32 protein-coding genes and 2 riboswitches are annotated in these 25,942 nt (G+C 61.5%); of the genes, 13 read left to right on the top strand and 19 right to left on the bottom strand.

Annotation, left to right across the window (positions count from 1 at the left end; translation table 11 throughout):
* Positions 1–32: 32 nt before the first annotated feature.
* Positions 33–977 carry a DNA cytosine methyltransferase gene (locus KJB29_RS16300; RefSeq protein ID WP_261974669.1) on the bottom strand — a complete coding sequence of 315 codons (945 nt, stop codon included), beginning with the start codon at positions 975–977 and terminating at the stop codon, positions 33–35.
* 115 nt (positions 978–1,092) lie between these two features.
* On the opposite strand from KJB29_RS16300, the gene KJB29_RS19600 reads away from it, so the two are divergent.
* Complete coding sequence (locus tag KJB29_RS19600) at positions 1,093–1,221, top strand: hypothetical protein (protein WP_004513571.1); 129 nt, start codon at positions 1,093–1,095, stop codon at positions 1,219–1,221.
* 96 nt (positions 1,222–1,317) lie between these two features.
* Positions 1,318–1,935 carry a trimeric intracellular cation channel family protein gene (locus tag KJB29_RS16295; protein ID WP_004513570.1) on the top strand — a complete coding sequence of 206 codons (618 nt, stop codon included), beginning with the start codon at positions 1,318–1,320 and terminating at the stop codon, positions 1,933–1,935.
* A gap of 34 nt (positions 1,936–1,969) precedes the next feature.
* Here the strand turns inward: KJB29_RS16295 and KJB29_RS16290 are convergent, their stop codons facing one another.
* The 10 genes from KJB29_RS16290 to KJB29_RS16245 all read right to left on the bottom strand — a co-directional run bounded on the left by KJB29_RS16290 (position 1,970) and on the right by KJB29_RS16245 (position 11,811).
* Positions 1,970–2,785: a protoheme IX farnesyltransferase gene (locus tag KJB29_RS16290; protein WP_004513569.1), complete on the bottom strand. Its 816-nt coding sequence runs from the start codon at positions 2,783–2,785 to the stop codon at positions 1,970–1,972.
* Complete coding sequence (coxB, locus tag KJB29_RS19755; RefSeq protein ID WP_215735435.1) at positions 2,782–3,690, bottom strand: cytochrome c oxidase subunit II; 909 nt, start codon at positions 3,688–3,690, stop codon at positions 2,782–2,784. The genes KJB29_RS16290 and coxB overlap by 4 nt, the downstream gene beginning before the upstream one ends.
* A 9-nt stretch (positions 3,691–3,699) precedes the next feature.
* Positions 3,700–3,996, bottom strand: coding sequence for a cytochrome C oxidase subunit IV family protein (locus KJB29_RS16280; RefSeq protein ID WP_215735434.1), 297 nt, complete (start codon positions 3,994–3,996; stop codon positions 3,700–3,702).
* A gap of 162 nt (positions 3,997–4,158) precedes the next feature.
* Entirely contained in the window at positions 4,159–4,761 is a 603-nt protein-coding gene (locus tag KJB29_RS16275; RefSeq protein ID WP_215735433.1) for a cytochrome c oxidase subunit 3, read from the bottom strand.
* Entirely contained in the window at positions 4,758–6,383 is a 1,626-nt protein-coding gene (ctaD, locus tag KJB29_RS16270) for a cytochrome c oxidase subunit I (protein ID WP_215735432.1), read from the bottom strand. The genes KJB29_RS16275 and ctaD overlap by 4 nt, the downstream gene beginning before the upstream one ends.
* Positions 6,370–7,248, bottom strand: a complete 879-nt coding sequence (locus tag KJB29_RS16265) for an SCO family protein (protein ID WP_004513564.1) — start codon at positions 7,246–7,248, stop codon at positions 6,370–6,372. The genes ctaD and KJB29_RS16265 overlap by 14 nt, the downstream gene beginning before the upstream one ends.
* 166 nt (positions 7,249–7,414) lie before the next feature.
* A complete protein-coding gene (locus KJB29_RS16260; protein ID WP_004513563.1) occupies positions 7,415–8,287 on the bottom strand; it encodes a bifunctional 5,10-methylenetetrahydrofolate dehydrogenase/5,10-methenyltetrahydrofolate cyclohydrolase in 873 nt (290 codons plus the stop codon).
* Between the two features lie 113 nt (positions 8,288–8,400).
* The gene (locus tag KJB29_RS16255; RefSeq protein WP_215735431.1) at positions 8,401–9,387 is read right to left on the bottom strand and encodes a serine/threonine protein kinase; all 987 of its coding nucleotides are present in this window, start codon (positions 9,385–9,387) and stop codon (positions 8,401–8,403) included.
* Between the two features lie 78 nt (positions 9,388–9,465).
* On the bottom strand, positions 9,466–10,974 hold the full coding sequence (locus KJB29_RS16250; protein WP_215735430.1) for a B12-binding domain-containing radical SAM protein: 1,509 nt from the start codon (positions 10,972–10,974) through the stop codon (positions 9,466–9,468).
* 72 nt (positions 10,975–11,046) lie between these two features.
* Positions 11,047–11,811, bottom strand: a complete 765-nt coding sequence (locus KJB29_RS16245) for a DUF4350 domain-containing protein (RefSeq protein ID WP_215735429.1) — start codon at positions 11,809–11,811, stop codon at positions 11,047–11,049.
* A gap of 267 nt (positions 11,812–12,078) precedes the next feature.
* Between KJB29_RS16245 and KJB29_RS16240 the strand changes: the two genes are divergently transcribed.
* Both KJB29_RS16240 and KJB29_RS16235 read left to right on the top strand, forming a co-directional pair.
* On the top strand, positions 12,079–13,737 hold the full coding sequence (locus KJB29_RS16240; RefSeq protein ID WP_246561764.1) for an ArnT family glycosyltransferase: 1,659 nt from the start codon (positions 12,079–12,081) through the stop codon (positions 13,735–13,737).
* Positions 13,738–13,756: 19 nt separating this feature from the next.
* Positions 13,757–14,485 (top strand): dolichyl-phosphate beta-glucosyltransferase, encoded by a 729-nt coding sequence (locus KJB29_RS16235; protein WP_343213575.1) that lies wholly within the window; start codon positions 13,757–13,759, stop codon positions 14,483–14,485.
* A gap of 212 nt (positions 14,486–14,697) precedes the next feature.
* Here the strand turns inward: KJB29_RS16235 and KJB29_RS16230 are convergent, their stop codons facing one another.
* The gene (locus KJB29_RS16230) at positions 14,698–15,519 is read right to left on the bottom strand and encodes a mechanosensitive ion channel family protein (RefSeq protein ID WP_215735426.1); all 822 of its coding nucleotides are present in this window, start codon (positions 15,517–15,519) and stop codon (positions 14,698–14,700) included.
* 215 nt (positions 15,520–15,734) lie between these two features.
* Positions 15,735–15,811, top strand: a riboswitch (cyclic di-GMP riboswitch).
* Positions 15,812–15,881: 70 nt separating this feature from the next.
* On the opposite strand from KJB29_RS16230, the gene KJB29_RS16225 reads away from it, so the two are divergent.
* Together KJB29_RS16225 and KJB29_RS16220 are read left to right on the top strand one after the other, a co-directional pair.
* Positions 15,882–16,802 (top strand): DUF4382 domain-containing protein, encoded by a 921-nt coding sequence (locus KJB29_RS16225; protein WP_215735425.1) that lies wholly within the window; start codon positions 15,882–15,884, stop codon positions 16,800–16,802.
* Positions 16,803–16,877: 75 nt separating this feature from the next.
* Positions 16,878–17,225, top strand: coding sequence for a transcriptional regulator (locus KJB29_RS16220; RefSeq protein ID WP_215735424.1), 348 nt, complete (start codon positions 16,878–16,880; stop codon positions 17,223–17,225).
* Positions 17,226–17,295: 70 nt separating this feature from the next.
* Here KJB29_RS16220 and KJB29_RS16215 read toward each other — a convergent pair whose 3' ends face one another.
* Positions 17,296–17,856 carry a nucleoside deaminase gene (locus tag KJB29_RS16215; RefSeq protein ID WP_215735423.1) on the bottom strand — a complete coding sequence of 187 codons (561 nt, stop codon included), beginning with the start codon at positions 17,854–17,856 and terminating at the stop codon, positions 17,296–17,298.
* A 128-nt stretch (positions 17,857–17,984) separates the two neighbouring features.
* The gene (locus tag KJB29_RS16210; protein WP_215735422.1) at positions 17,985–18,230 is read right to left on the bottom strand and encodes a DUF3553 domain-containing protein; all 246 of its coding nucleotides are present in this window, start codon (positions 18,228–18,230) and stop codon (positions 17,985–17,987) included.
* A gap of 418 nt (positions 18,231–18,648) precedes the next feature.
* Between KJB29_RS16210 and KJB29_RS16205 the strand changes: the two genes are divergently transcribed.
* Positions 18,649–18,849, top strand: a complete 201-nt coding sequence (locus KJB29_RS16205; protein ID WP_004513554.1) for a cold-shock protein — start codon at positions 18,649–18,651, stop codon at positions 18,847–18,849.
* A 147-nt stretch (positions 18,850–18,996) separates the two neighbouring features.
* A complete protein-coding gene (locus tag KJB29_RS16200; protein WP_215735421.1) occupies positions 18,997–19,149 on the top strand; it encodes a hypothetical protein in 153 nt (50 codons plus the stop codon).
* Positions 19,150–19,185: 36 nt separating this feature from the next.
* Here the strand turns inward: KJB29_RS16200 and KJB29_RS16195 are convergent, their stop codons facing one another.
* Together KJB29_RS16195 and KJB29_RS16190 are read right to left on the bottom strand one after the other, a co-directional pair.
* Positions 19,186–19,668, bottom strand: coding sequence for a GreA/GreB family elongation factor (locus KJB29_RS16195; RefSeq protein WP_215735420.1), 483 nt, complete (start codon positions 19,666–19,668; stop codon positions 19,186–19,188).
* A complete protein-coding gene (locus tag KJB29_RS16190; protein ID WP_215735419.1) occupies positions 19,665–20,552 on the bottom strand; it encodes a CvfB family protein in 888 nt (295 codons plus the stop codon). The genes KJB29_RS16195 and KJB29_RS16190 overlap by 4 nt, the downstream gene beginning before the upstream one ends.
* Positions 20,553–20,692: 140 nt before the next feature.
* Between KJB29_RS16190 and KJB29_RS16185 the strand changes: the two genes are divergently transcribed.
* Positions 20,693–20,869, top strand: a complete 177-nt coding sequence (locus KJB29_RS16185) for a hypothetical protein (protein WP_215735418.1) — start codon at positions 20,693–20,695, stop codon at positions 20,867–20,869.
* 87 nt (positions 20,870–20,956) lie between these two features.
* On the opposite strand, the gene KJB29_RS16180 is transcribed toward KJB29_RS16185, so the two are convergent.
* Together KJB29_RS16180 and KJB29_RS16175 are read right to left on the bottom strand one after the other, a co-directional pair.
* Positions 20,957–21,481 (bottom strand): glycine zipper family protein, encoded by a 525-nt coding sequence (locus KJB29_RS16180; RefSeq protein ID WP_215735417.1) that lies wholly within the window; start codon positions 21,479–21,481, stop codon positions 20,957–20,959.
* A gap of 4 nt (positions 21,482–21,485) precedes the next feature.
* The gene (locus tag KJB29_RS16175; protein WP_215735416.1) at positions 21,486–21,866 is read right to left on the bottom strand and encodes a hypothetical protein; all 381 of its coding nucleotides are present in this window, start codon (positions 21,864–21,866) and stop codon (positions 21,486–21,488) included.
* 273 nt (positions 21,867–22,139) lie between these two features.
* A riboswitch (cyclic di-GMP riboswitch) is annotated at positions 22,140–22,216 on the top strand.
* A gap of 60 nt (positions 22,217–22,276) precedes the next feature.
* Between KJB29_RS16175 and KJB29_RS16170 the strand changes: the two genes are divergently transcribed.
* Positions 22,277–23,122 (top strand): hypothetical protein, encoded by an 846-nt coding sequence (locus KJB29_RS16170; RefSeq protein WP_004513547.1) that lies wholly within the window; start codon positions 22,277–22,279, stop codon positions 23,120–23,122.
* A gap of 16 nt (positions 23,123–23,138) precedes the next feature.
* On the opposite strand, the gene KJB29_RS16165 is transcribed toward KJB29_RS16170, so the two are convergent.
* Complete coding sequence (locus KJB29_RS16165; protein WP_215735415.1) at positions 23,139–24,101, bottom strand: NADPH:quinone reductase; 963 nt, start codon at positions 24,099–24,101, stop codon at positions 23,139–23,141.
* A 190-nt stretch (positions 24,102–24,291) separates the two neighbouring features.
* Between KJB29_RS16165 and KJB29_RS16160 the strand changes: the two genes are divergently transcribed.
* The 3 genes from KJB29_RS16160 to KJB29_RS16150 all read left to right on the top strand — a co-directional run bounded on the left by KJB29_RS16160 (position 24,292) and on the right by KJB29_RS16150 (position 25,888).
* Positions 24,292–24,702, top strand: coding sequence for a DoxX family protein (locus KJB29_RS16160; protein WP_215735414.1), 411 nt, complete (start codon positions 24,292–24,294; stop codon positions 24,700–24,702).
* Positions 24,703–24,916: 214 nt separating this feature from the next.
* Positions 24,917–25,636 carry a ZIP family metal transporter gene (locus tag KJB29_RS16155; RefSeq protein ID WP_215735413.1) on the top strand — a complete coding sequence of 240 codons (720 nt, stop codon included), beginning with the start codon at positions 24,917–24,919 and terminating at the stop codon, positions 25,634–25,636.
* A gap of 69 nt (positions 25,637–25,705) precedes the next feature.
* Positions 25,706–25,888 carry a DUF6726 family protein gene (locus KJB29_RS16150; protein ID WP_004512818.1) on the top strand — a complete coding sequence of 61 codons (183 nt, stop codon included), beginning with the start codon at positions 25,706–25,708 and terminating at the stop codon, positions 25,886–25,888.
* Positions 25,889–25,942: the final 54 nt, after the last annotated feature.

The raw sequence follows: 25,942 nt of genomic DNA, 5'->3' as shown, positions 1-25,942 counted from the left end.
TCGGGATGGTTGGACGGATTTTCATCATCGATTCACGGCGACAATCCCAGAGAGGGGAACACCCGGAGCACCTCGCGCACCGCAGCCACCGAGAGGCTGTTGCCGATCAGGTGCCACCGCTTCCTGAGCGGGACTTCGTCGGGGAAGCGGAATCCCTCCGGAAACGCCATGAACCGCACGATCTCCTCCGGAGAAAAGTGGCGCACGCCGCTTGCGCATTGCAGGTAGGAGCCGGCGGACGTGATGGATCTCCCATACCCGGCGGTGAAGCAGGTGGCACAGGCTGAACCGTCGCCAGAGTCAAGGATGGGAAGGGCTCCGCCGAAACGGGCAACGACGTCGGGAGAAAGGAGCAGCTCAGTGGGCACCTCGCCGTCAAACCGCCGGTCGAGGTACCCGGCCAGCGGGCGGAGAGGACGAGGTTCCGGGGCTACGAGGGGTCGCATCTCGTCGCGGGAGGCGGCCAGGTAGTAGCGGGGCCGCCGCATGGGGGCTCCCAGTTCCGTGGGGCAGAGAAACCGCTCCCGCACCTGGAAGCCCCGGGAAGTAAGGACTTCGGTGAGCAGGCCGTGGCCCTCGGAGCCCACAAAGCCGGCCACGTTCTCCAGGGCCAGATGGCGGGGGAGGAGATCGTCGGGAATCCGCTCCAGCAGTTCCAGGATATGGACGAGGCTCCGGGCGCGGGGATCGGCCAGATCCCGACGCGCCCCCCGCTCGCAGTAAGGCTGGCAGGGGGGAGAGAGCCACCAGAGATCAACGCCACCGGCCGTCAGCTCCCAGGCGCTTACCCGTTCCAGGTCCACCTTCCTTGCCCCATGGCCGGGGAAGTTGAGCCGATAGGTGTCCAGGGCCGCCGGATCCTGGTCGAAGGCCCCCACGATCCGCACGTTTCCCCCCTCCACTGCGGCGGAAAACCCGCCGATCCCGCAGAAAAGCTCCAGCGTCCGCAGTGGCGCGGCTGTTTTCACCTCAGTCACTGTCGGTCCCCCATTCCCCCAACGCCCCTCTCCTTCCTTGACCTGCATCAATGCCGCCCATGCCCCCCGGTGCTACCATTCACCGAACGCACACCCACGGACCGGGAGGAACACCATGACTTCCAGCGAGATAATCGTAACCGCAATCATCTGGCTTCTGACGGCCATCGGCGGATTCTTCGCCCTGCGAGGCGCCCTCCGCCGCAGACGGGAGGCCACGCGGTCGTCAAAGCATAATGAATGAAAGCCCGGGGGAGTGCAATCCCTGAACCTCGGGCTCACAAACTTCGCATTGCGTTCCCCTTGGAGAGCAGGTAAGCTCTCGGCAAAAGGAGAACCCATGAACCTGCTCTATGCCCTCGACCTGCTCGGAACCGCCGCCTTCGCCGCCTCGGGCGCCTGGGCCGGCATCCGCCGCGATATGGACCTCTTCGGCGTGCTCATGCTCGGCCTCGTCACCGCTACGGGTGGCGGAACCCTGCGCGACCTGTTCCTGGGGGACACCCCCCCCTTCATCTTCAAGGACGAAACCTACCTCTACCTCTCCATCGCCGTTTCCCTGGCTATCTTTCTCTTCCACAAGCGCCTGGAATTCCTCCATCACCCCCTTCTCTACTTCGACGCCGTGGGGCTCGGCACCTTCGTGGTCATCGGCACGGGTAAGGCCCTGGCATTCAAAATGGGGTTTGTCGGCTCGGTGATGATGGGGGTGATGACCGCCACCGCCGGAGGGATGATCCGTGACGTCCTCTCCACCCATATTCCCCTGGTGCTGCAGAAGGAGGTGTACGCCTCGGCCTGCATCGCCGGCGCGGCTCTTCTCTTCCTGCTGGACCGGATCTCCTTTCCCCGCACCCTGTCCCTTCTCGCCGCCGCCATGACGGTCATCGTGGTGCGGCTCCTGGCCATCCGCTACAACTGGTCCCTCCCCCGGGCCGGGGGCGAGCGAAACGCATGAGCGTCGCGCAATATGATGAAGGAGCTGATGGAATTTACCGCTGGAGATAGAGAGCCAGGACCATCAGAAGCGGGAAGAGGTTAAGGCTGGAGAAGAGGGCACCCTCGGCTCGGGAGAATGCGAGGAGGACCAGGAGGAGAGGGAAAGCGCAAAAACCGGGTGCGGCACTGCCTCCGATGATGCCGAACAGCGGCAGCAGGAGCGTCCCTGCCGCGAATGCCCCGATCCAGACCCTGAAGACGGGTGAGCCGGCCGTAACGCCGGGAGCGAAGAGCGGGAGCCCCGCCCGCCGGTAGTCTTCTGCGTGGCGACACTGGAGCAACCAGAAGTGGGGGATCTGCCAGAGATAGAGAAGGCCTGCCACGAGTACAATCCGGAAATCGACGAGACTCCCGCCGGTTATGGTCCAGCCCACAAGGGGTGGAACAGCTCCGCTCACGGCTCCGGCCAGGAGGGAGCAGGAAGTGCGGCGCTTGAGGGGGGTGTAGATCCCCAGGTACCAGGCCAGGGCGCCGACACCGATGAGGGGGGGGAATATCCCCCCGGTCCCGGCAAGCACAACGAGGCCGGCGATGATGCTGATGCCGCCGATGGCCGTTGCCGCCCGAGGAGAGAGCTCTCCCGTGGGGAGGGGGCGCTGCCGGGTCCGCTCCATGAGGAGATCCAGGTCCCGTTCCATCACCTGGTTGAGGGCCGATCCCCCGGCAGCAAGAAGCGTCACCCCCGCCAGGGATGCGACGATGAGTGACATCGCCGCTCCCTCCGGGGCGAGGAGACACCCCGCCACTGCCGCGATGCCGTTCAGCAGCGCGAGACGGGGTCGAAGCAGCCGACTGGCCTCCGCAATCATTTGAGATCCTTCAGGAAATCCATAATTTCCTCGATATCCTTATCGGAGAGGGCTGAATAGGGGGGCATGACCGGCGGGTATCCCTTGACCACATCGGCCCCCGGCTCGCGGATCGAGCGTTTCACGTACTCCTCGTCCACGGTGATGGTCCGCTCGGCGCCACCGGTCATAACCGTTACGTTCCGCCCCCAGATCCCCTTGAAGCTTGGCCCCACCTTTCGCGACCCGTCCAGGGAATGGCAGCCGAGGCAGCCGTTCTTCTCCAGGAGCGCCCTCCCCCCTCCTTGGTTCTCCTCTTTCTCCGGCTTCGCGAGCCACGACTGGAACTGCGCCTCGGGGACCGCATCCACCGTGGAGACCATACCGGAATGGCCGAGGCCGCAGTAGACGGAACAGAAAAGATCAGAGGAGCCGGGTTTGTCTGCCACGAACCAGACGTGGTTCTTCATTCCCGGCACCACGTCGTGCTTGACCCGGAACGCGGGGACATAGAAGCCGTGGAGCACGTCCTGGGAGACGAGATGCACCAGCACAGGCTTCCCGACCGGGACGTAGAGCTTCGGGCTGGTCTTGCCGTTGGCATAGGTGAAACTCCAGGACCACATGCGGGCCGTGGCCGTCACCTCCAGGGCGTCCTTCGGCACATTGCGGAGCGTCAGGTAGCCGGCCCAGCCGTAGTAGAACATCGCCATGACGATGATGGTGGGGAGGGCTGTCCAGATTATCTCAAGCCAGATGTTGCTTGCCACCTGGGAAGTGGGCTCCGGGGCCCGGGAACGACGGTAGCGGATGACAAATCCCACCATGGTGGCGGTGATCCCCAGGAGAAGCACCAGGCTGACCCCGAAGATCCAGATAAAAACAGGGTCCACGGCACGGGTTGTGGTGTAGAGGTTCGGGTCCACGACAGTTCCTTATCGGTAGAGCACGTCGGAAAAGGTGAGGCCGATGAAAATCGCCAGGGTGACCAGGGCCACGAAGAGCAGCCAGCGGAGGAGCCTCCCCTCGTAGCGCATGTGCATGAAAAAGGCGATCACCAGCCCCCCCTTGGCAGCGGCGATTGCAAGGGAGCCCCACACATGGCCGATCCCCGGCGCGTTGAGGGCGACCCAGACCGTGAGGGCGGTGAGGGCCAGAAGAGCGATCCAGACCGCCGTCAGCGCTTTATAGCCGATGATATGCGTCGTGGCGTTATGGGTATCGTTCCCCATCGTTTCTCCTAAAATCCGACTACTTGCATAACTGCAGGGCTGCGGATTTTGCGCCAGATCGTCGCACCCGCAGGAGAGACCGCGGAGGCGTAGCAGCGCTACGCCGCACAAGGGAGCGACGAGGACGGCGTCGAGATGGCGTAAAAGCCGCAGCCCCCCACACTACAGGACCAGGTAATAGAGGGGGAAGATAAAGATCCAGACCAGGTCCACCAGGTGCCAGTATAGGGCGCCGTTCTCCAGCCACGCGAAATCCCCGGCATGGATCGTCCCCCGCCCCACCCGCGCCGCCACCACCGCCAGCAGCGTCCCGCCGATCAGGACATGGAGGCCGTGGAGGCCAACGGTCAGGTAGTAGAGGCTGTAGAAGACCGATTCCCCCGGCGGTCCCGCTGCCAGCCGGGGCGAGCCGGGATAGATGCCGTGGCCGATTTCGTCGCTCCACTCCAGGTACTTGTTGAAGAGGAAAACGGCGCCGCAGAGGACCGTCCCCCCCAACAAATACAGAACCAGCCTCCGGCCGCTCCGCTGGATGGCGGTGACCGCCATGGCCGCCAGGAGACTGCTCGTGATGAGAATCACCGTATTGGCCGTCCCGAACCCCAGATGCATCTCCCGCCCCGCGGCGGCAAACTCCCGGGGGTAGCGGGCCAGATAGACGCCGTAAAGAAGGAACAGCCCCCCGAACAGGAACAGCTCGGTAAAGAGGAAGAGCCACATGCCGAGCTTGGCGCCGGCATGGTCTTTTCGGGTCGGATGACTCATGGGATGCCGGCTCCCCGGTAATCATAGGGGCCGTGGGTGACCACCGGCTCCTCCTCGAAATTCTCCGTGGGGGGGGGTGTCGGGATGCTCCACTCCAGGGTCGCCGCTCCCCATGGATTGCTCCCGACCCGCTCCCCGCTCCTCAGCCCCCGGACCAGGTTCACCAAGAGCAGCGCGAGGCCGGAGGCCAGGATCCAGCTCCCGATGGTGGAGACCAGATTGAGGGGAGCGAATTCGGGGAGATAGTCGTAGTAGCGCCGTGGCATCCCCTCCAGCCCCAGCACGATCATGGAGAAGTAGAGGATGTTGAAGCCGACGAACATGAGCGCCCAGGCAATGATCGCCGGTTTTTCGGCGTAGCGGCGGCCATAGAACTTGGGGAGCCAGTAGTGCATGGCGGCGAAGAAGGCGAATCCCGAGCCGCCGAAGATGACATAGTGGAAATGCCCCACCACGAACTGGGTGTCGTGGACATGGATGTCGGTTGCCGCCGCCCCCTGGATCAGTCCGGTCAGCCCCCCGATGGAGAAGAGGAAGATGAAGGAGAGGGAGAAGAGCATGGGTGCTTCCAGGGAGATGGACCCCTTGTAGAGGGTGGAGACCCAGTTGAAGACCTTGATGGCCGACGGGATGGCGACGACGAAGGTAAGAAAGGAGAATACCAGGACCGCCGTATCGCTCATGCCGCTGGTGAACATGTGGTGCCCCCAGACCAGGGAACCGGCCGCGGCGATGGCGAGGCTGGAAAAGGCGATCATCTTGTAGCCGAAGACCGGCTTGCGGGCAAAGACCGGGATAATCTCCGAGATCACCCCCATGGCCGGCAGGATCATGATGTAGACCGCGGGATGGGAGTAGATCCAGAAGAGGTGCTGGTACATGAGGGGATCTCCCCCTCGCCCCGGGTCGAAGAGGCCGGTTCCGAGGAGCCGTTCGGCGATGATCAGCACCAGGGTGATGCCGAGGATGGGGGTCGCCAGAATCTGCACCCAGGCGGTGGCGTAGAGGGACCAGACAAAAAGCGGCAGCCGTCCCCAGGTCATCCCCTCGGCCCGCAGGCGGTGGATGGTGGTGACGAAATTGACCCCGGTGGCGATGGACGAGAACCCCACGACGAAGACGCCGAACACCGCCAGGGAGACGTTGGTCCCGGTCCGGCCGCTGAAGGGGAGGTAGAAGGTCCAGCCGGTGTCGGGGGGGCCGCCGCCGGTGAAGAGCGACGTGAGGATGATTGCCGCGCCTGCCATGTAGAGCCACCACGAAAAGAGGTTCAGGCGGGGAAAGGCCACGTCCCGGGCGCCGATCTGGATCGGCATGATGAGGTTGCCGAAGGAGCCCTGGAATCCGGGGATGATGAAGAGAAAGACCATCACCACCCCGTGGACGGTGAAGAGGGCGTTGTAGGTCTGGGGGCCCATGATGGTCCGGCCCGGCGCCATCAGCTCGATGCGGATCAGAAGGCCGAGCACGACGCCCACGAGGAAAAAGCCGAACACCGAGAAGAAGTAGAGGAGACCGATCCGCTTGTGGTCGGTGGAAAAGATCCAGGAGGCGATGCCGCTCCTGCCGGTGTCGTTCCAGAAGCTGGCGGCGGGGGTCATGGTCTGGTCAGTGGGTTTCATGGCCACCTCGGGGAGACGCGGGGCGTTTTTTCCCGGTCAGGAACAGGAAGGCGAGAAAGGCCCCCGTGCTTATGATGACGATGGTGGCGCTCACCCGCAGCAGGTTGAAGACGTAGGTCTTCGCCTGGGGGTCGAAGGTGAAGCAGTACCCCACCACCTGGCGGATCGTCGCCCCCACCTTCCCGCTCCGGGCTTCCAGCAGCGCCAGGGAGAGGTCCTTGGGGAGAAAAGTCGTCCCGTAGAGGTACCGGACGATAGTCCCGTCCCGGGCGACAATAATACTCGCCACCGGGTGGATGAAATCCCTCCCCCGGCGCTCGAACCGGAAGCCGGCCGCATCGGTCAGCCGACGGATGTTCTTCGCATCCCCGGTCAGGAACCGCCACCCGTTCTCCGGGAAGGGGGCGTTCATGGATGCCAGATACGTCCGCTTGTACTTGGTGGCCAGCTCCGGCGTCTCGGTTTCATCGAAACTGACCGAGATTACCCGGTACTCCTCCCCCGGCCTCTGCCTGACATCCTTCAGGACGCTGGCGAGCCCCCCCTGGAGGAAATTGCAGACGTTGGTGCAACTGTAGTAGACGGGAAGGATGATGGTGGGGACGGTCACCAGAGCCGCCAGACGGACCGGCGCGCCGGTCTCGTCCCGAAACGTGAGGTCGAGGGGGATTTTCTCTCCCAGTCGTTCGGTGAGGCCGAACTTTGCCGCGTCACCCGCTCCGGCATCCGTGCCAAAGGGGCCGTGCTTGTGGAGATCCTCCTCCGTGTGGGCCGTTGCAGGAGCGGGGAGAAGTGCGAACGCCACCAGCATTATAGAGAGGAAGCATCGAAAGGCGGTCCATCGTGGACCGTGTAACCATGCCATGGGCCACCACCCTGTGACCGAGATCGTGTGTCCCTATACCTTACCGTTCTTCGCCCGGTTCGCAACCTTGCCCGGCAACAGTCGCCGCACAAAAATGAAAACGGCGGCCAGGGGCCGCCGTTCACGGGGGATGTCACGTTAGGGTTCCGGCGGGCGCCGGATATCCTCAGACCAGGTCGAAATTGTTCTGGTAGGCCATGAGGGTGTTGATCATGAGGGCGGCCACCGTCATGCGCCCCACGCCGCCGGGGACCGGGGTGATCCAGGAGCACTTCTTCTTCACGTTCTCGAAGTCCACGTCCCCCACAATCTTGCCGTCCTCCAGCCGGTTGATCCCCACGTCGATGACAACCACCCCCTCCTTCACCATGTCCTCGGTGACGAAGCCGGGGATGCCGACGGCCACGATGACGATGTCGGCCCGGCGCGTTTCGTCCAACAGGAGCTCCCGGGGGGTCTCGATGTGGGTCAGGGTCACGGTGGCGTTGCCGATGTCGAAGTCGTTGGAGAGCATGATGGAGATGGGCTTTCCCACGATGTTGGAGCGGCCGATGACCACGCAGTGCTTCCCCCAGACCGGGATCTCGTAGAACTGCAGCAGCTTGCAGATGCCGTAGGCGGTGGCGGGGCGGAACGCCTTCTGCCCCAGGGTCATGCGGCCGAAGTTCGTGGGGTGGAACCCGTCGATGTCCTTCTCGGGGGCAATGGCGTTGATGATGTGCTGCTGGTTGATGTGCCGGGGGAGGGGGAGCTGCACGATGAGGCCGTCGGTGGTGGGGTCGGCGTTGATCCCGCGGATCTTCTCCAGAAGCTCCGCCTCGGTGATGGTGTCCGGGAAGCGCAGGAGCGTCCCCTCGAACCCGGCATTCCCGCACGACTTGATCTTGGACTTCACGTAGGACTCGCTCGGTGCGTGCTCCCCCACGAGAATGACCGTCATGTGGGGCTTCCGGAGCCCCGATTCTTCATACCCCGCCACTTTCCTGGCTATATCGGCAACCAGGCTCTCGGCACACTTTTTTCCGTCCAGTAGTTTCATGGCAGCACATTCCCCTTGTAGGTAAATTTCGCATACAAATCAGGAGGTTCAACTCTTATTTCTTGTAGCACACAATACGGTGCGCCACAACAGGCGATCTCCCGAACGGTCCGTCAGGGAAGCTCCAGGGGGGGCTCTGCCAAGGCCGCAACCTGCTCCCGCAGCTCGATGATCTGGTCGTTCCAATAGCGGGGGGTGTTGAACCAGGGGAAGGTGGCGGGAAAGATGGGGTCTTCCCAGCGGCGGGCGAGCCAGGCACTGTAGTGGAGAACCCGGAGGGACCGCAAAGGTTCGATAAGCCTCAACTCCCGGGGGTCGAAATCGTTAAACTCCGTGTACCCTTCCAGCAGCGAGTCCAACAGGGCGAGCTTTCGGGGGCGATCGCCCGAAAGCATCATCCAGAGGTCCTGCACGGCCGGGGCCATGCGGGCGTCGTCGAAATCGACGAAATGGGGGGCGTCGTCGCGCCAGAGGATGTTCCCCGCATGGCAGTCACCGTGGGTCCGCAGGTATCGGACCTCCCCCGCCTCCGCGAATAGTGCCTCAACGGCCTCCAGGAGCAGGCCGGTCACCGCCGTGTAGCTCTCCCGCAGCTCGGGGGGGATGAAGCGGTCGCGGATCAGGGCCACGCTCCCGTGGCCGAAGCTCTGGCTGTCCAGGGTGGGTCGATGGACGAAGGGACTCACGGCGCCGATGCGGTGCATCCGCCCCAGCATCCTCCCCAGGACCAGGAGGTTGTCCAGGTTGTCGAACTCCGGCGCGCGCCCCCCCTGGCGGGGGTAGAGGGCGAAGCGGAAGCCGTCGTGGCGAAAGAGGCTGTGGCCGTCGGCGTTGCGCCAGGGGGCCACAACGGGGAGTTCGTGGGCCGCCAGCTCGGCGCAGAAATCATGCTCCTCCACGATCTGCTCGTCGGTCCAGCGGCCGGGGCGGTAGAACTTGGCCACGAGGGGTTCCCCCTCCTCGATCCCCACCTGATAGACCCGGTTCTCGTAGCTGTTCAGGGCCAGGGTGCGGCAATCGCAGGCGAACCCCTGGCTCTCCACGGCATCCATGATGAAGGCGGGGGTAAGGGTGCTGAAGGGGTGGGTGCGGTGGGGCATGGGGCTGTCACTTCCTGAACATGGCGATTAATGGAACCACCGGCACCATACCACCAATCGCCCACGCAACCAAGGGATTCACCCGCCTGCGAAAAACGGAGCGTGGTTTGAGGTGAAAAGAGGCGGATCCCGGCGGAGAATTTCCGCCACGGCGGGGTGGCGGGTGAACTCCCGGTCCAGGAAACGTCGCACCTCCCTGCGGCCCCACCCCCGGGGGTGGCGGAAGCCGGTGTAGAGGGGAAGGTCTCCCCCGTAGAAGGGCTCGGTCCCGTGGTCGATGGCCTCATCTCCAAACGCCGGCATATTGAAGACCGCCAGGTTGAGAAAGGTTATGGCCTCCCGGTGGCGGACCACAAAATCCAGGGTTCGCCGGGCGTCCTCCTCCGCCTCGGCCGGGGTGCCGAAGAGGAGGTAGCCGTAAACGGCGATTCCCGCAAGCCGCAGGTTCTCCAGCACCCGTGCCGCCATCCCCAGGTCGATTCCCTTGTGGAGGCGGTCCAGAACCCCCTGGTCCCCCGACTCCAGCCCCAACTTGAGCATGACGCACCCCGAACGCCTGAGTGCCCGGCAGAAATCGTAATCAGCCAGGGTGTCGTCAATCCGTGCAAAGCCGTACCACGGCGCGCCGGGCGGGGTGTCCGCAAGGCTGCGCAACAGTGAGGGGCTGACCGCGTTGTCCAACAGATGGATGAGGGCCGGCCGGTACCGGTCGGCAAGAGTCCGCAGCTCGTCGAGGGCCTGGGAGGCCGGGAGGGGACGGTACGGGTTCCCCTCGGCCCGCTCGGGGCAAAAGGAGCAGCGGTTCCACCAGCAGCCGCTAGCGGCGCTGTAAGGGAGGACGAGGCCAGGGGAGAGGTAGTCGGCAAGGGGGAGGAGGTCGTAGGCCGGCAGCGGTGGCTGCCGGCTTTCCGGACGGGCGCCGAGGAGGGCCAGGAGGGGCTCTTCCCCCGGCCCGGCGATCATGTGGTCCACGAGACCGCCGAAGGGGTTGCGCCAGGCAGGGCGCCGCAGCCACGAGGTCACGAGCCCGCCGCCGAGCACCACCGTGAGATCCGGAAACCGCTGCCGGATGAAGCCGATGAGGGCAAAGGTGGTGACCGCCTGGCTCAGGTAGTTGAGGGAGATACCCACGACCCGGATGTCGTCCAGCAGCTCCGGGAGGCGCCTGCTGAACCAAGGGAAGAAGGGATTGCGCTCCGGCTCCGCCGCTGCCCTGAGGAGATCGGCGCTGGAGACCGGCGAAAAGTCGGCCTGCTCATAGTCCGCGAGCCCCACCGTGGCTCCGCTCTCTTCACCGGCCACGGCCAGGAGGCGGTTCAGGTCCATAACCGCCCGTACGTAACGGTCGGAGGAACGGTAGGTTTGCCGTTCCCGCAGTGCCGCCAGGTGGCCAACCCGCCCCTTTACGGCTCGGCGGGTCCAGGTGTCGGTCCCGGGCCCGGGCTGCTCCATGAGCCAGAGGAGCCCCTCCAAGTTGGCATCGAGCACGCGGCACGGGAGGCCATTGACGCGAAGCGCCCCGGCAAGGCGGGCAATGCCGGCGGGGGGCTCGCCGGGTTTGGCAACAGGGGGATGGATGAGGAGCATGGCTCCATTATGGGGGAAACTGAAGAGAGAGGCAAGGCGGCCCGTGAAGACCGCCCGGGCTAATACCGCAGATTACCTTCCTGCCAGCCAGTGGGCCAGGTTTCGGGCCAGGCGGCTGTTGCTGTCGTCCAGGTACCGGTTCTGGAAGATGGCATCGTCGCCAAAGATGAGGATGCGGCCGGAACCGATGCTCCCTTCCGCAACCACCGTGAAGCGATCCACCGCATCACCGGCTGACAGTTTGCGGTTCCCGTCCAGGTCGACCCAGGCTTCGGCACTGGTCCGGGCAAGGGGAGTCAGGCCGTTGAGGGCCCAGCCGCCGTAAAGGCTGAACTGCTCCAGCCCGCTAAAGAGGGGATGGGTCACCAGATCCCGCACCCGGAAGGTGATGTCGTTATCGTCAATGACGTTCTGGCGCTCGTGGAGGACGCTGTTGGAGAAGTCACCTCCCACCCGGTGGATGAGCCCGGCAAGGGGTTGCCCGATGTGGAGCATGAGGGCCACCCGTCCCCCGCGCTCCAGGAAGCGGACCACCGCATCCACCTCCTCCGGCGCCAGGGGCTCAAAGGGACCGGAGATCACCAACGCCGCCGCCTTGGCAAGTGATTCGTCGGTGAGACGCTCCCGACCGATGGTTACCTGCAGCCCCTCCTCCCCGAGGGTAGCCGCCAGGCCAGAAAGGTGCAATTCACCTTTCTGCTCAACGAGAAAACGCTGGCCGTGCCCCTGGTCAACCACCACCAGCGGCCCGGCCCCCCAGGAGACAATTGCCGAAGAAATAATCATGCAAACTGCGGCACCGAACGACAGGACCGCTCTTTTCACTGATGCGAACATGGTTACCCTCCACAAAAGGACTATTTAGGTCTTATTTGTACCATTTTAGTTTTTCGCAATGCAAGCACTATTTTACGCGATGCTCAAAGATTGGCAGGAGATATAATTGCGTGCTCCCCGGCAGGCTGCCGAGAAGGGTTCCCGTCACTTTTGCGGAAACCACGATGATTGCCGCGGACTGAACCCCTTTCCCTTTCGGATTGCCTGTGATAAAGGAATCACAGGAACCGGATGGTGTTTAATGAAAGGATAAGGGGCATTGGAGCAATGACAGGGGATAAGCGGACTTTCCAGCTGCCGGGCATAGGCAGGATAAAATCGGTTGACGCGGCACTTGTACTGCTGCTGATTGCACTTGCCGCTGCGTACAGCGTTTACGGCTTGCGGCAGTACGATGTCGTATCGGCCGACGGCGCCGGTTATGCCAGCTCGGGGAAAGCCTTTTTCAAAACCGGTGATCCCCGCTGTTTCGGGACGCTATTCCCGCCGCTGTATCCGTTTCTCGTGGGCCTGTTCAATCTGGCACTCGACAATCTTGAAACCTCGGCCAGGATGGTTTCCGTCTTTTTCAACGCCCTTACCCTGATCCCCCTCTATGGCCTCGCCCTGGACCTCTGGGGGAGGCGCGCCGCCCTGTGCGCGTCCATCCTGTTCATCACCCTCCCCTTTCTGCACGGCATGTCCGGCATCGACATCACCGAACCCACGTACACCTTCTTTGCCCTTGCCGCGGCGTGGGTATTCAGAAGATGCCTTGCCGCCCACGGCAAAGGCACAGCTTTCGCCGCCGGGGCGCTCCTCGGAATCGCCTACCTGGCGCGCCCCGAAGGATTCATTGTCGCCGCGGCATTTGCCGGCATCCTGCTCCTGCTGCTTTTTCTTCCCCCCCGGAAAGGGCGGATGGGGCAGGCCCTGCTTCTGGCGGTTTTCTGGTGCGGATTCCTGGTGCCGGCCGCACCGTACATGAATTACCTCCACAACGTGACCGGTGCCTGGCAGTTGAGCGGCAAGACGGGCCTGAACTCCAGCATTATTCGCGAATACCGGGGCCAAACCCCTCCCGACCAGCACATGCGGCTCAACGAGCAGGGGCAGGAGGTAGGGGGAGGCAATTCGACGCTGCTTGACCTGATGAAGGAATCCCCGGATATTTTCTGGGGCAATATCCGCGATAATCTCCACGCCCTCCCCCGGGAACTTGCCGGCACCTTTCCGTGGTTCCTGTTTGTGCTGTCATGCATCGGGTACCTGTGGCTCCCCCGCTGTGAACCGGAGGATGGGGGAGAGCGCGCGACACCCACCCGCCAGGGGCTCATGGACCGCCTGCTCCTGGCCTCCGTCTGCTCGCCCCTGGCCCTGTATGTGGTGTATTTTGTGCAGCCCCGGGGATTTTACGCCTATGTGCCGGTCTTCCTCATGGCAACGGGGGGCGGCCTCGCCCGGATCGATTCATGGGTCCGCCGGATTACCCCCCGGGAAACGGGAATCTCCCTCCCCATCGTTGCGGTTCTCGGGCTTTGGTACGTCTACAGCGGCATCCCCGCGCCAAAGCCCCCCTACCACTACACCCAGGACGGCGCCCGGTATGACGACAAGCAGGTCGGGCTCCGGCTAAGAAGCATCATTCCCCCGGGGGCGACAATCATAACCCGCTCCGGCAGGATCGGTTTCTACTCCCAGCGCGCCTACCTGATGCCTCCCCAGGGAAGCCTCGCTGAAATAATCGCCTTTGCCGACAAGAATCATGCGGACTACCTCATTGCGACAATCCAGCTCCTCTCCATGCGCCCCCAGCTGGAGATACTCTATCAGCCCCTTTTCGGGACGGGCGGCAGCGCCCCGCCTCTTCCCGGCATTGAAGCGGTCTACATCGGCCAGGAGCCGGGCGGACTCCCCTATATTGTCTACCGGTTTGTCCGGCAGTGACATCTTGTCTGGTGGCCCCGTGAAAACTCCATTCCTGTCATTCATCATACCTGCCTACAACGAAGAACAGCGCCTCCCATCCTACCTGGAACGGGTAATCGGTTTTTTCGCCGGGCAGCCCTATTCATTCGAGATAGTTGTCGTGGATGACGGCAGCTCCGACGGGACGACGGCGCTGGTGAAAGCGCTCATGGCGCAGCATTCCTGCCTGCGGCTGGAAACGCTCGACCGGAACAGGGGGAAGGGGTTTGCGGTGAAAACCGGGATGAGCGCCGCAAAGGGCCAACTCCGTGTCTTTGCCGATGCAGATGGGGCAACGCCCGTCGAAGAGATCCGACGGCTGCTCGATGCCCGTGAGCAAGGGGCCGACATTGCCATCGGCTCACGGGCCATGAGGTCCGACGAGTGCATCGTACAGGGAAGGGTACACCGCAAAATCATGGGAACGGTTTTCAACGGGCTCATACGAGCCCTTGCAGTACGGGGCATTCACGATTCCCAGTGCGGCTTCAAGCTCTTCACGGCCTCTGCCGCCGAAGACATTTTCCCGCGGCAAAGGAGTGCCGGTTTCGGGTTTGACGTGGAACTCCTCTTCTTGGCCCGGCGTTTGGGGTATGTGGTCGTTGAGGTGCCGGTAAACTGGTCTGATGTGGAGGGGACAAAGGTTCGCCTGGTACGGGATTCCTTCCGGATGCTCGGCGAAGTGCTGCGGATAAGGCTCCACCACATTGCCGGCGACTATTTGTAGGGATTCGAGGTCCGCCGAGAACCCAATAGGGCACGCCCCCAAACAAAGGCCCGTCATGATTTTCTGGCGGGCCTTTGTGCATTTTAGATTTTGGGCAAATCCGATGACATCGTGCCTTTTCTGAAGAATAGCATCAGACGATCATCCTTTCGTATTTGCCTATCCAGCAGCAAGCAACCCGGCGATGCCGTTGAAACGTGGCAGCCAATGCATCACCCCTGCGGATTCTGGACCAGCACCACCTGGGCCGGCATGGGCGCCGGGAACCCGGCCGCGGCCAGGGCCTCGCGGATGGTGCGATTGCCGTCGAAATAGACCTGCCAGTAGTGGTCGTTGTGGCAATAGGGGCGCACGACCAGCACCGGCCCCACGAGGGTGAACTCGAGAATCTCCACATCCACCGGCGGCGTTGCCAGAACGTTGGGGACCGCCGCCAGCTTCTCCCGCAACAGCTTCATGGCCGCCACGTGATCGGCGCTGCCGGCCAGCTGGCATTTCAGCTCCACCCGGCGGTAATCGTTAGTGGTGTAGTTCTGAATGGTGTCGTTGAAGACCTTGGCATTGCCGATCATGGTCATGACATTGTCCGGGGTGTTGATGGCCGTCACGAAGAGGCCGATCTCCCTGACGGTGCCGGTGATGCCGCCGGTAGTGACGAAATCACCAACCTTGAAGGGACGGAGCACGAGGAGAAAGGCGCCGGCCGCCAGGTTGGAGAGAAGTCCGCCCCAGGCGGCACCAACGGCGATACCGACACCGGCCACCAAGGCGGCGAAGGTGGTGGTCTGCACACCGAAGTAGCCGAGGATGGCAACCACCAGCACGATGTTCAGGGTAACACCAACAAAGCTGCCGATGTAGCGCATCAGGCTCGGGTCCACCTTCTGCCTCTCCAAGGCCTGCTGGAGCATCCGCTGCACCAGGTGGATGAGCCAGCGACCCACGATCCAGAAGATAATGGCGGCGATGATCTTGGTCCCGATTTCCGTGGCGTAGGTGATGACGAGTTGCTGGTACTGTCCCATGTTTTCCATATCGTCCCTCCTCAATGTGATCCTTCATGATGGGGAGCGGTGGACACCTCTGGCCACACCCCGTCATGAGCCCACGCCAATCAAGTCTACCGCAATTTCCAATTGATGCCATTTTTCGAACGCATTTGCCCATAAACTCCGTGCCTCTTGTTCGCGTTGAAGCGGATTGACTAACCGTCTTCCCCCGATACACTATTTCCTACAGGCAGCGTGATAGACGATAATACTAAACCATCCGCGAGGATGGGGCGGAAAGCCCACAGGGTCTCACCGAGACAGCCGGGTTGCCGAAATGTCACCATATTTTCGGAAGCCCGGTTTTTTTGTGCGCAGACGCACATAAGTCGGGAAAGGAGAAAAACATGGTGGGAAAAATGAAGTCAATCCTGAAAGTACTGATGATCCTCGTCGCTGCGACCCTGACGGTGCTTCAGATCCAGGGGTGTGGAGGAGGCGGGGGAAGCAGCACAATGGCGTCCACGGGGACCCTGAAACTTTCCATAACCGACAAGCAGAGCGATAGTTTCGCCAAAGTGATCATCAGCATCCGGGAAATACGAGTCGTACCGGCGGGGAGAGAAGGTGCAGCCGATAATGACCCGGGGCTGCCGGTGGTTAAGCACTTTGACACGCCAATGGTCATCGACGTGATGCAGCTGCAGTTCGTGCAGCAGGCCCTCGGCGAGGTGGTCATCCCGGCGGGAACCTACAGCCAGATCAGGCTCGTTCTCGACCCTGAACCGGCAAACTACCTGACCCTCAACACGGCGCCAAACATCAAAGTCCCCTTTAAAACCCCTAGCGGCAAGCAATCGGGACTGAAGGTTCTGGGTCCCATCGAGGTAAGGGCCGGCGTCATCAATGCATTTATGATCGATTTCGACCCCAACACCGCCATCGTTGCCATGGGAAACGGCGACTACATCCTGAAACCGACCGGGATTCGGATCGTACGGATGCCCGATGGCCTTTCCCAGTTCGGCTCCGTTTCGGGGAACGTCATCTCCACGGCAAGCGACTGGTCGAGCGCCACAGTATTAGTGAAGCGCCGCGGCACCATCAATGACACCGACCCCATTGCCGCCGGCACGATCTTCAGCAACTACACCGGCGGCGCGTGGCAGGCCCCCTTTGCGGTATTTGTTCCGCCCAGCACCGCGACAGTCGCCTACAAGGCATTCGTCGCCGCCAACGGTTTCCAGCTCTATTCGTCCGCCGCCGTTTCCGTCGCATCCAAGGCAACCACCGACCTCGGCGCCATTCATCTGATCCCGACACCCTGACGCCCGATACGGGGGAGGCCATGAAAGCCTCCCCTGTTCTTTCCCCCATCAGAGGAGGTTCCCGTGGGAGGCCCCATGAAACAGATACCGCGGAAACCGGCCGTACCGCGCCCTGCCCAGGAAACGGCCCGCCACGCCGTCATGGAGCTGATTCGCGATCACCCCCTCTCGGCCAGAGAGATTTCGAGCCAGGCACATTTGGCGGAAAAGGAAGTCTACAACCACCTGGAGCATATCCGTCTCAGCATTCACGCCAGTGGAGGATACCTGGAGGTCACCCCTGCCGAATGCCGCTCCTGCGGCTTCGTCTTCGCCAAACGCGACCGCCTCACCTCCCCCGGCAAATGCCCCGTCTGCCGCGACGAGTTCATCTTCGAACCGCTCTTCGCCATCCGCCAGCGACAGGGGCACGACCAGGAGTGAGAATACCTCCTGATTCTTCAGGATCCTATCCGAGCTGATCCGACAATCCGAAGCAACTCGCGGGCAATGGCTACTGCCTGTTGTAGAGGATACCCCCCCGCTCCCGGTAGAGTTCCAGCACCCTTTTCCCTTCTTCATGCATGAAACCCCTTTCAATCTCGATTCCACGCTCTTCCAGGTAGCGGTACGACTCAGGATACACCGGCCCCTCATCGAAGCCGATTGCCCGGGCGTCGTCGGCCGCAGCGGCACACACCAGTCTCTCCACCCCGCTCCAGAGGATCCCCCCGAGGCACATGGCGCACGGTTCACAGGAGGAGAACAGCTCGAAACGTCCCCTGACTGCCAGGGTATAGGTCCCCAACACCGCTTCGGCCGCCATGATGGCCACCATCTCGGCATGGAGTACGGAGTTCATGCCTGCAACCACGAGGTTCACCCCCACACTCACCAGCTCGCCGCTTTCCCGGTTGAATATGGCCGCACCAAACGGGCCTCCGGTCCCCTCTTCCACATTGCTCCGAGCAAGACCGATGGCAAAGGCCATTTTCTCGGCATCCCCTGCAAAAATGCCCGAATTCCCCACGGACGTCCGGGCCCATTCGGGCAACGGCATCGACAGATGCAGCATCAGGTTACCCCCTTCACCCCAAAGGGCTTTCGGTCCATATCAACGATCTGCACAGAGACAGAAAAGGCGACCTATTGGTCGCCTTTTTGAATTAAGTATATATCTATTCCTAGAATAAACTCTCGTAATTATATTTTCTTTTTGCTTGCCCTGGGTGCCCGGGAAGGTTTTGCCACAACAGGAACTTCAACAGGAGGCAAATAAGAGCCAGGAGCAGCAGGCTCCAACGTACTGAAGTGAGATACTGCAATTTTCCGCTTTATACCGTCGCTGAACTGAATCATCGCCAAGGTGGATGTTACTTCCAGAACCTTACCAGCGCCCCATTCCTGGCCTCTTGGGTGACTTACAATGTTTCCGACTTTGATTGTCATTGTCTCATACCGCTTTCTTTTTGTAGAGGTGAATGAGTCATAATTCTCAACTCACAAACCTGCCCTTACCAACAAAACCCGAAAAATCACCAATACAACTATAACTTGTTTCTATAATATACGACAAGATTCTGAATTAGCAAGGAATCTTGTCGTTAATTTATTACTTTGATATTGACACGATCATGAACAAAGCTGACAACAGTCAAATAGTTGCGAAGCTGTACGATTATGACAGCTCGTTAATGAGGAACATGATTACAAATTGCACCTCAGATTTGGCACCTTAAATTAATGAGGCCCATATCCAGATAAATATAATAGATTGACTTCATCAGAACAAAGCTGTTACTGTCGAAAAAGCATCCGGCATGATGCCGGGCAAAAACAACAGGAAGTATCAGGAGAAAGTAAGCACATGGTAAACGGAACAGTAAAGTGGTTCAACGACAGCAAGGGTTTTGGATTTCTCGAGCAGGATAACGGTGAGGATGTGTTCTGTCACTTCTCCGCCATCGCGGGTGACGGATTCAAATCCCTTACTGAAGGCGATAGGGTAACGTTTGAAGTAACCAAGGGGCCGAAAGGTCTCCAGGCCGCGAACGTAACCAGAGTATAACAACCCTCCAGCAGACCTCAAAAGCCCCGGGAAAACCTCGGGGCTTTTTTGTTTCGGGAGTTGCCGGCACCCCAAGGAAAAGACACCGCGGGATCATGCCCTCACGACCGACCTGACCCCCTATCCCACGCACGCAGGAGTGAATCGATGGCAAAACCCAATTTCCAGTTTCAGAAACGGCAGAAGGAATTAGAGCGGAAGAAAAAGAACGACGAAAAGCTTCAGCGCAAACTGGCAAGAAAAGACTCCCACCCTGAAGAAGTCTCCGGACAATCCCCCGAAGAGGAAGAGGCGAAATAACGAACGACAGCCAACTGCTTGGCCGGACTTCAATCCTCAGCAGACCTCGACGACCGTGAAGGTTTTTCGCGTACCCCCCATGCCCGCTTGCAGCTGATCCCCGACCACCTTGCCGAGCAGGACGCGGCCCAAGGGTGACTGCGGGGTTATGACTACGATCTCCTCCGCGCCATCGGCGATTTTGAGTCCACCCGCTTCCGGGCCGAGAAAGACACGCCGTGCTTCCCCTTCCTCATCCTCCAGGATAACCAGGGCCGTCAGCCGGACCGGCGTCTCGTCGTCGAATTCACGCAACTCCAGCACCCGGTAGCTTTCCAGCGCCCGCCGTATCTCCTGGGCGCGGTTAGCTTGTCCCTGGGCAACGTAGGATGCCTCCAGCGCCGTGGTGTCGTACTTGTTGTCGGGTATGCACTCCTCGTGGGTCGCTGCCTCGTGGGCGAACCGGGCTGCGGTGGCGAGGACAGCAAGATCGGCATCGAGGGCCGCCGTAATCTGGTTCAGCAACTGCACTTTTGTCATGGCAACGGACGGTCCCTTTCCGGGGACTGGATATTGGCCGTGCCTTTCCCCGTCAGCCTAATTCCCTCATCGTTCAAGGTCACCAGACCGTCCTTGTAGAGCCCCCCCACCGCCTTCTTGAAGCTCTTCTTGCTCATGCCCAGAGCCTTCTCAATGGCCGCCGGTGCGCTCCGGTCATGAAGGGGCAGGGTGCCACCATGGGCAGCCAGCGCCGCGAGGATGGTATCCCGTGCGTCCGACACCGCCTCGGCCCCCACCTTGCGGAGGGTGACATCGAGCCTGCCGTCTTCGCGCAGTCGCTTCACATAACCGGACAGCGGCATGCCGACAATGGCCCCGGCCGGCAGTTCGTCCCGGTAGAGGAGGGCGGGATACCGGTGATTGACAATGACCTTGGCGCCCAGGTCGGTGAACTGCCAGACGAGCAGGGTCACCGCATCCCCTTCACGCAGATCGGGCCGCCCACGGTCAAGGCAGTCGTCAATACGGGCATTGGCAAAGGGGCGCCCCTGCGGATCGAGATCGACCTTCACGAGGTAGCTCCTGGCGACCTGCATCCGCTCGGGCTGGAGGCGATACGGCGCCAGCAGATCCTTTGCCAGGCCCCAGTCGAGGAATGCCCCGTGGGAACCGACCGACTTGACCGTCAGCAGCGCAAACTCACCGGCCTGGGCCAGCGGGAGACGGCACGTGGCCTGCAACTCTCCAACCCCGTCCTGATAGATAAATACTTCCACCGGGTCACCGGGGGACGATTGAGGCGCCTCCCGCCGGGGCAGGTGTGCCAGGCGCCCGCCGGCCTCCAGCCAGACGCCTTGCTTGTCAACGCGGACGACCTTCAGGGTGTGCAGACGACAGAGTCCAGGCTGTTCAGTGTATTCCATGCTATCCTCCACGGATGCCCCAGTGCTTGTTCCGCGCAGGATAGCATGGGACTCCGGGACGTTGTAAGGCTAATCTTTCCCCACGGTAAACTTCTTCCCCGGTGGTATAATATATTCAAGAAGAAGGGAGGCGAAAGATCATGAGAACCGAGAGATGTGATATCAAAGTGTGGAGCGGTGCCTGTGAACACGGCTCTTTCAGCGACAAAGAAGAAAAGTATCTCTGCGAAGCATGTGAGACGATTCCCAAACTCGACCATGAAGTAAGGAGAGACGGTTTTGTCCATGTGAGCGGTGACACTGACATGTTGAGCTAGGGAGGAAGATGGTTCGGACACAAAAGGCCATACCCTGAAACGGGTCTGGCCTTTTGCATCTGCATGCCGACAGGGGAAAACGGGAGATCAGGGAACGTAGTCAGGCGGCACGGAATACCTGTCGGGAGATGATGGCGACGGGGCGACCCTCTTCAGCCGGTACCGGTGCACCCGGCCGGGAACCTGGTTCCCCTTGGCATACATGCACTGCACGTACGCGTAATCATATTTCTGCTGCGCCTCCCATCCATACGCCTCCCCAGCGCCGGAACCAGCCGCCGTCCCCACGAGCAACCCGCTGCCGGCGCCAATGGCCGCGCCCGCACCCGGATTGCCGGCCGCGGCTCCGAGGAGCGCACCGGCGCCGGCCCCTAGTGCCGTTCCCACGGCGGCACTTTGGGCGGTATTCTGGTTGACCGTCTCCTGGGCGGAGAGGCCGATCTGTTGCCCGGCCCACTGCCGGCAGGTCGCGTCTTCCACCTGGAACTGCTCGAAGGGTTTTCCCGGGGCCGGCAGTACTAGTACGCTCGGACCGGACGGCACCGTCGCACACCCCCCCAGCACCATCAATGCCGCCACTGTCGCATATCTTTGCAACCGATTGACTACCATGGCATCACTCCTCCTCTTCCTCCGGTGGATTTTCAGGAGGAACAACCTTCATCCACCCCTTTGGGCACTTTTTCACATCGGGATAGTATCCCTTCGCTTCCTTGCAGTAATACCAGTAACGGGGTTCCTCCGCCTCGGGCGCGGGGGCCGGTTCGACGTAGAGATCGGATGGGGGCTGCACGATTACCGGCGGCGGATAATAGGGATAATAGCCGTAGCCGTATGGTCCCCACCATCCCGGCCACCACGCCCCCGGCCCCACATGTACGCCGAACCTCACCCCTCCTCCATGATGCCCATAATAACCGTCCCGCGCATGGGCAGGCAGGACATTCACCATGAGCGCAACCGTCAACGCGAAGATACCGCACGCGATCCTGTACATACAAGCCTCCTTCCACCGTCGTGATTTACGCCTCGCCTCCGATTACCCATTGGGGGTTCCGCGAGACGTTATTAGTATAAACGCTCGACAGATTATCGTGTTGACAAAAAACGACAACGAACATGGTCCCCCTTCGGGGGCGTATGTTCCCGATCTACCGGCAAAATCAAAATCCGGCATGCCCGGGAGGGGGAAAACATGCTCCCGTCAGGTTGACATGCCGAGAGGGAAGGGGTAAAAGATAGCTCAGCGAATCAAATCAGGTTTCAGAATAGACGACAATACTAAACCATCCGCGAGGATGGGGCGGAAAGCCCATAGGGTCTCACCGAGACAGCCGGGTTGCCGAAATATTTTTTCGGCAACCCGGCTTTTTTCGTTTTCTGGAACCACGCAGGAGGTCACGAATCATGAACAAGAAAATCCACAACATGGCGGTATTTATCGAATTCCTCGTCGGGTCCGGCTTGGCGATCTTTTTCCACTGGGTACTCCGCCACGAGGAGGTCGCCTACGTCACCTTTGCCGTGGGCGTGCTCCTCTCCCTCGCCACCTGGCTGCTGCGGGAGGATGTGGAGAAATCACGGGATGCCCTCATCGAGCAGTATCGGGAGGCCCACGAGATCCCCGCGGCCATCGCCCGGATTTGCGATGCCGAATGCCATGCCCGGGCCACCGAGTTGATGGCCTCGACCCGGCGGACGCTCCTCATGCTCGAAAAGGGGTACATCCCCCTGGACGACACCGAGTTCTATCTGGAAGGGGCCAAACTCTCCGACGCGGCAACCCACTCCGTCAAGGCGGTGGACCCCATGACCCCCGGGTGGGGGAACCGCGGCACCCTCCTCAACTTCTACCAGGCCAATCTCCGCGCCCTGGGGCAGGGAGTGGCCATCACCCGGATCTTCGTCGTCAACCGCGACGATCTTGCCGACCCCGAAGTGCAAAAGGTGCTCCTCGCGCAGCATGGGGACGGCGTCAACGTGCGGGTCGCCTTCCGCGACGAACTCCCCGCCGCCACCGACATCAACGGCCGGGACACCACCGGCTCCTGCAACTTTGCCATCTACGACGACCAGGTGGTGACCGATGTCTTCGCCCAGCCAGGGAAATATTACGGGCGCAAAACAGCCCAGCACGCGGAAGTGGAGCGGTATCAGCGGCTCTACGAACTGATCGGGCATAGTGCCCATCCCCTTGCGCTCGACGAGGGGAACCTCACGATCTCCTCGGAGGTGTATGCCATCGCCTCGTGAGTGCCGTCTGCCCCACTTACGGAAGCAGCACGATCTTGCCGAAGGTGCTCGACTCCATGACCGCGTGATGGGCCTCAGCCGCGGCGGCAAGGGGGAGCTCCCGGCTCACCACCGGCCTGAGGGTACCGTTGGCCAGCCCCTCGACAAATGCCGCATGCATGCCGGCCAGTTCCTTGTCGTTGGCGTTGTAGAGGGTCATGCCAATGATCGCGGCTTCCTTTCCCATGGCGGTGCGGGGATCGATCTCCACCCGGCCGCGGCTGCCGACCACCACCACCCGGCCTCCATTTGCCAGCACCCCAAGATCGCGGTCCAGGTTCACGTTGGCGAGCATCTCCACGATGACGTCCACCCCCTTGCCGCAGGGGAACTCCTGCAGCCTGTCCAGATACCCCTCGGTACGGTGGTTCAGGACATGGTGGGCACCCTGGGCCCGCACCAGCGCCTCGCCCTTCTCCGTGCCGGCGGTACCGATCACCCACATGCCGGCCCTCCGGGCGAGCTGCACCGCCGCAATCCCCACACCGCCGCTCGCGCCATGGATCAGCACCGTTTCCCCTGCCACCGCATGGGCACGCTGGAACAGCGCCCGGAACGCGGCGCCATAGGGGACGCCGATGGCCGCGCCCTGGGCGAAGCTGACCCCGTCGGGAAGCGGATGGGTCTGGGATTCCTTGCAGAGGACCTCCTCCGCATAGGTACCGCTCAGGGACCAGGCGACATAGACCCGCTGCCCCACGTGCCGGTGCTTGACTTCCGAACCGACGGCACTGATGACGCCGGCCCCGTCGAGGCCGGGCGTGTAGGGAAGTTTCAGGTCGGGGCAGTACTGGCCGGAGCGGATATAGGCATCAACCGGGTTCACTCCCACGGCGTGCAGCCTGACCACGACCTCTGCCGGTCCCGGGGTCAGGGGGGCCACGTCTTCAAGCCCCATCACTTCCGGTTCGCCAAATTCATGCACTCGAATAGCTTTCATGATGATCACCGATTCCTTTATCTCTTTTGGCTCCTTTTGATTCCCATTATATCACCGCCAGCAGTGACCGGCAGAGATGCTGGCAAGCAAACCGCATTTCCGAGGGTTGCGGCAGACACAAAAGAGACTAAAATAGTCTTGAAGCACACGCTGTTTCCGGACGACCATGTACCGATAAGGAGGTTTCACCATGAAATCGTTCATGTCGCTCTACAGTTCCTACTGCTACGCGCTGATGAGGATCGTTACCGGTTTTCTGTTCCTGTGGCACGGCTCCCAGAAGCTGTTCGCCTTCCCAATCGGAATGCCAGGTAACGTTCCCGCATTCATCACCTACGTTGCCGGCCCCATCGAGCTGATCGGCGGATTCCTCGTGATGATCGGCCTGTTCACCCACTGGGCAGCCTTCATAACCAGCGGGGAGATGGCCGTTGCCTACTGGATGGTGCACGGGACCACGGCGCTCCTGCCGATCCAGAACAAGGGGGAGCTTGCCGTGCTCTACTGCTTCGCGTTCCTGTTCATCGCCTCGCAGGGGGGCGGCATCTGGAGCATTGACTCCCTGATGCACGGTGCCAGAAGGAAGGCTTCCAGCCGCTAGGCCGGTAGTGCGAACGCTCCGCAGCTCACACCACTGAGAGGAGAGCAATCAGGGAGAGGCTACTCTTCAGAGAGACAATCCTCCTCTATTCTTTTCCCGCAACGCGACAACTTTGAACGCACGCGCCGTGAAAGCTTATTGTTTTCGGCATGACATGCGTGTATCAATCGGTTTCATGCGTTCAATGATGTCTTACTCCTCGAAGAGGTGCCCCGTGACCCTGCATAATCTTCTCCTCATCTCGATTCCGGCCGTTGTCGCCCTGTGCGGGGGGTTCCTTGCCGCATACTGGAAACCGAACCATCAGAGTCGGAGCCTCATTCAGCATTTCGCTGCCGGCGTGGTTCTGGCGGCCCTGGCAGTGGAACTCCTGCCGGAAATCGGGCGGGAACACGCGCCCGGCCCGGTGCTGATCGGAGCCTTCGCCCTGGGGAGCCTTTTCATGTACGGACTGAAGTTCTGGACCGAGCACCTCGAACATCAGGATCAGCTGGCCGGGATACGGGCAGGCATCGGACGGGGTCTCCTGCTGGCAACCTTCATCGACGTGGCGGTGGATGGTTTCATCATCGGCGCCGGGTTCGCCGCCGGCGGGGCGACTGGGCCGATACTTGCCATCGGCCTGTCGGTGGAACTGCTCTTTTTGGGATTGGCCCTCACCTCCGACCGGGTCAGCGATCGGCAGATCGTCCTTGTCTCAGGGGGGCTCGGCGTAACGGTACTGCTCTGCGCGGTTCTCGGGAATCTCCTTCTTGCGGGTGCCTCGCACACGGTAATCGGCGCAGCCCTTGCCTTCAGTGCCGCCGCGCTTCTCTACCTCGTCACCGAGGAGTTGCTGATGGAAGCCCATGTGGTACAGGAGAAGCCGATTTCCACCCTCGTTCTCTTCGCCGGTTTTCTCATCTTCTGGAGCATTCAGCTCATGGGGGTATGACCAGCCTTGTGCAGATACGTCAGGTCGGCAGGGAAACGCCCCCGCACACACAGTCCAGGGAGACACACGATGATACGAATGATGATTATTATGGGGATGCTTCTCATGCTGCAGGGGTGCGTGCTGACGAAACTGGTATCGGTTCCCATGCGGGTGACCGGTGCGGTGATTTCAATCATTCCGGTAGCTGGCAATGCGGTCCATGACGGGATCGACAGCGCTGCCGACGTGGTCGATGACGTGCCGATCTGATTATTCGAAGAACGGAGTGCAACGCCCCATGCATGGCGCACATGCAGTTGAAGG

The sequence above is a fragment of the Geobacter grbiciae genome, assembly GCF_018531165.1.
Classification (GTDB): Bacteria; Desulfobacterota; Desulfuromonadia; order Geobacterales; family Geobacteraceae; genus Geobacter; species Geobacter metallireducens.
This window is presented reverse-complemented; position numbering and strand designations above follow the sequence as displayed.

Coding starts and splice junctions, on each gene's coding strand:
- KJB29_RS16195 (WP_215735420.1), bottom strand. CDS start 19,668: ATGACAAAAGTGCAGTTGCTGAACCAGATTACGGCGGCCCTCGATGCC.
- KJB29_RS16175 (WP_215735416.1), bottom strand. CDS start 21,866: ATGTACAGGATCGCGTGCGGTATCTTCGCGTTGACGGTTGCGCTCATG.
- KJB29_RS16250 (WP_215735430.1), bottom strand. CDS start 10,974: ATGCTCCTCATCCATCCCCCTGTTGCCAAACCCGGCGAGCCCCCCGCC.
- KJB29_RS16215 (WP_215735423.1), bottom strand. CDS start 17,856: ATGCTGCATCTGTCGATGCCGTTGCCCGAATGGGCCCGGACGTCCGTG.
- KJB29_RS16225 (WP_215735425.1), top strand. CDS start 15,882: ATGGTGGGAAAAATGAAGTCAATCCTGAAAGTACTGATGATCCTCGTC.
- KJB29_RS16290 (WP_004513569.1), bottom strand. CDS start 2,785: ATGATTGCGGAGGCCAGTCGGCTGCTTCGACCCCGTCTCGCGCTGCTG.
- KJB29_RS16150 (WP_004512818.1), top strand. CDS start 25,706: ATGATACGAATGATGATTATTATGGGGATGCTTCTCATGCTGCAGGGG.
- KJB29_RS16165 (WP_215735415.1), bottom strand. CDS start 24,101: ATGAAAGCTATTCGAGTGCATGAATTTGGCGAACCGGAAGTGATGGGG.
- KJB29_RS16220 (WP_215735424.1), top strand. CDS start 16,878: ATGAAACAGATACCGCGGAAACCGGCCGTACCGCGCCCTGCCCAGGAA.
- KJB29_RS16280 (WP_215735434.1), bottom strand. CDS start 3,996: ATGGGGAACGATACCCATAACGCCACGACGCATATCATCGGCTATAAA.
- ctaD (WP_215735432.1), bottom strand. CDS start 6,383: ATGAAACCCACTGACCAGACCATGACCCCCGCCGCCAGCTTCTGGAAC.
- KJB29_RS16180 (WP_215735417.1), bottom strand. CDS start 21,481: ATGGTAGTCAATCGGTTGCAAAGATATGCGACAGTGGCGGCATTGATG.
- KJB29_RS16160 (WP_215735414.1), top strand. CDS start 24,292: ATGAAATCGTTCATGTCGCTCTACAGTTCCTACTGCTACGCGCTGATG.
- KJB29_RS16275 (WP_215735433.1), bottom strand. CDS start 4,761: ATGAGTCATCCGACCCGAAAAGACCATGCCGGCGCCAAGCTCGGCATG.
- KJB29_RS16265 (WP_004513564.1), bottom strand. CDS start 7,248: ATGGCATGGTTACACGGTCCACGATGGACCGCCTTTCGATGCTTCCTC.
- KJB29_RS19600 (WP_004513571.1), top strand. CDS start 1,093: ATGACTTCCAGCGAGATAATCGTAACCGCAATCATCTGGCTTCTGACG.
- KJB29_RS16185 (WP_215735418.1), top strand. CDS start 20,693: ATGAGAACCGAGAGATGTGATATCAAAGTGTGGAGCGGTGCCTGTGAA.
- KJB29_RS16205 (WP_004513554.1), top strand. CDS start 18,649: ATGGTAAACGGAACAGTAAAGTGGTTCAACGACAGCAAGGGTTTTGGA.
- KJB29_RS16170 (WP_004513547.1), top strand. CDS start 22,277: ATGAACAAGAAAATCCACAACATGGCGGTATTTATCGAATTCCTCGTC.
- KJB29_RS16260 (WP_004513563.1), bottom strand. CDS start 8,287: ATGAAACTACTGGACGGAAAAAAGTGTGCCGAGAGCCTGGTTGCCGAT.
- KJB29_RS16240 (WP_246561764.1), top strand. CDS start 12,079: ATGACAGGGGATAAGCGGACTTTCCAGCTGCCGGGCATAGGCAGGATA.
- KJB29_RS16210 (WP_215735422.1), bottom strand. CDS start 18,230: ATGACAATCAAAGTCGGAAACATTGTAAGTCACCCAAGAGGCCAGGAA.
- KJB29_RS16230 (WP_215735426.1), bottom strand. CDS start 15,519: ATGGAAAACATGGGACAGTACCAGCAACTCGTCATCACCTACGCCACG.
- KJB29_RS16200 (WP_215735421.1), top strand. CDS start 18,997: ATGGCAAAACCCAATTTCCAGTTTCAGAAACGGCAGAAGGAATTAGAG.
- KJB29_RS16190 (WP_215735419.1), bottom strand. CDS start 20,552: ATGGAATACACTGAACAGCCTGGACTCTGTCGTCTGCACACCCTGAAG.
- KJB29_RS16255 (WP_215735431.1), bottom strand. CDS start 9,387: ATGCCCCACCGCACCCACCCCTTCAGCACCCTTACCCCCGCCTTCATC.
- KJB29_RS16245 (WP_215735429.1), bottom strand. CDS start 11,811: ATGTTCGCATCAGTGAAAAGAGCGGTCCTGTCGTTCGGTGCCGCAGTT.
- KJB29_RS16295 (WP_004513570.1), top strand. CDS start 1,318: ATGAACCTGCTCTATGCCCTCGACCTGCTCGGAACCGCCGCCTTCGCC.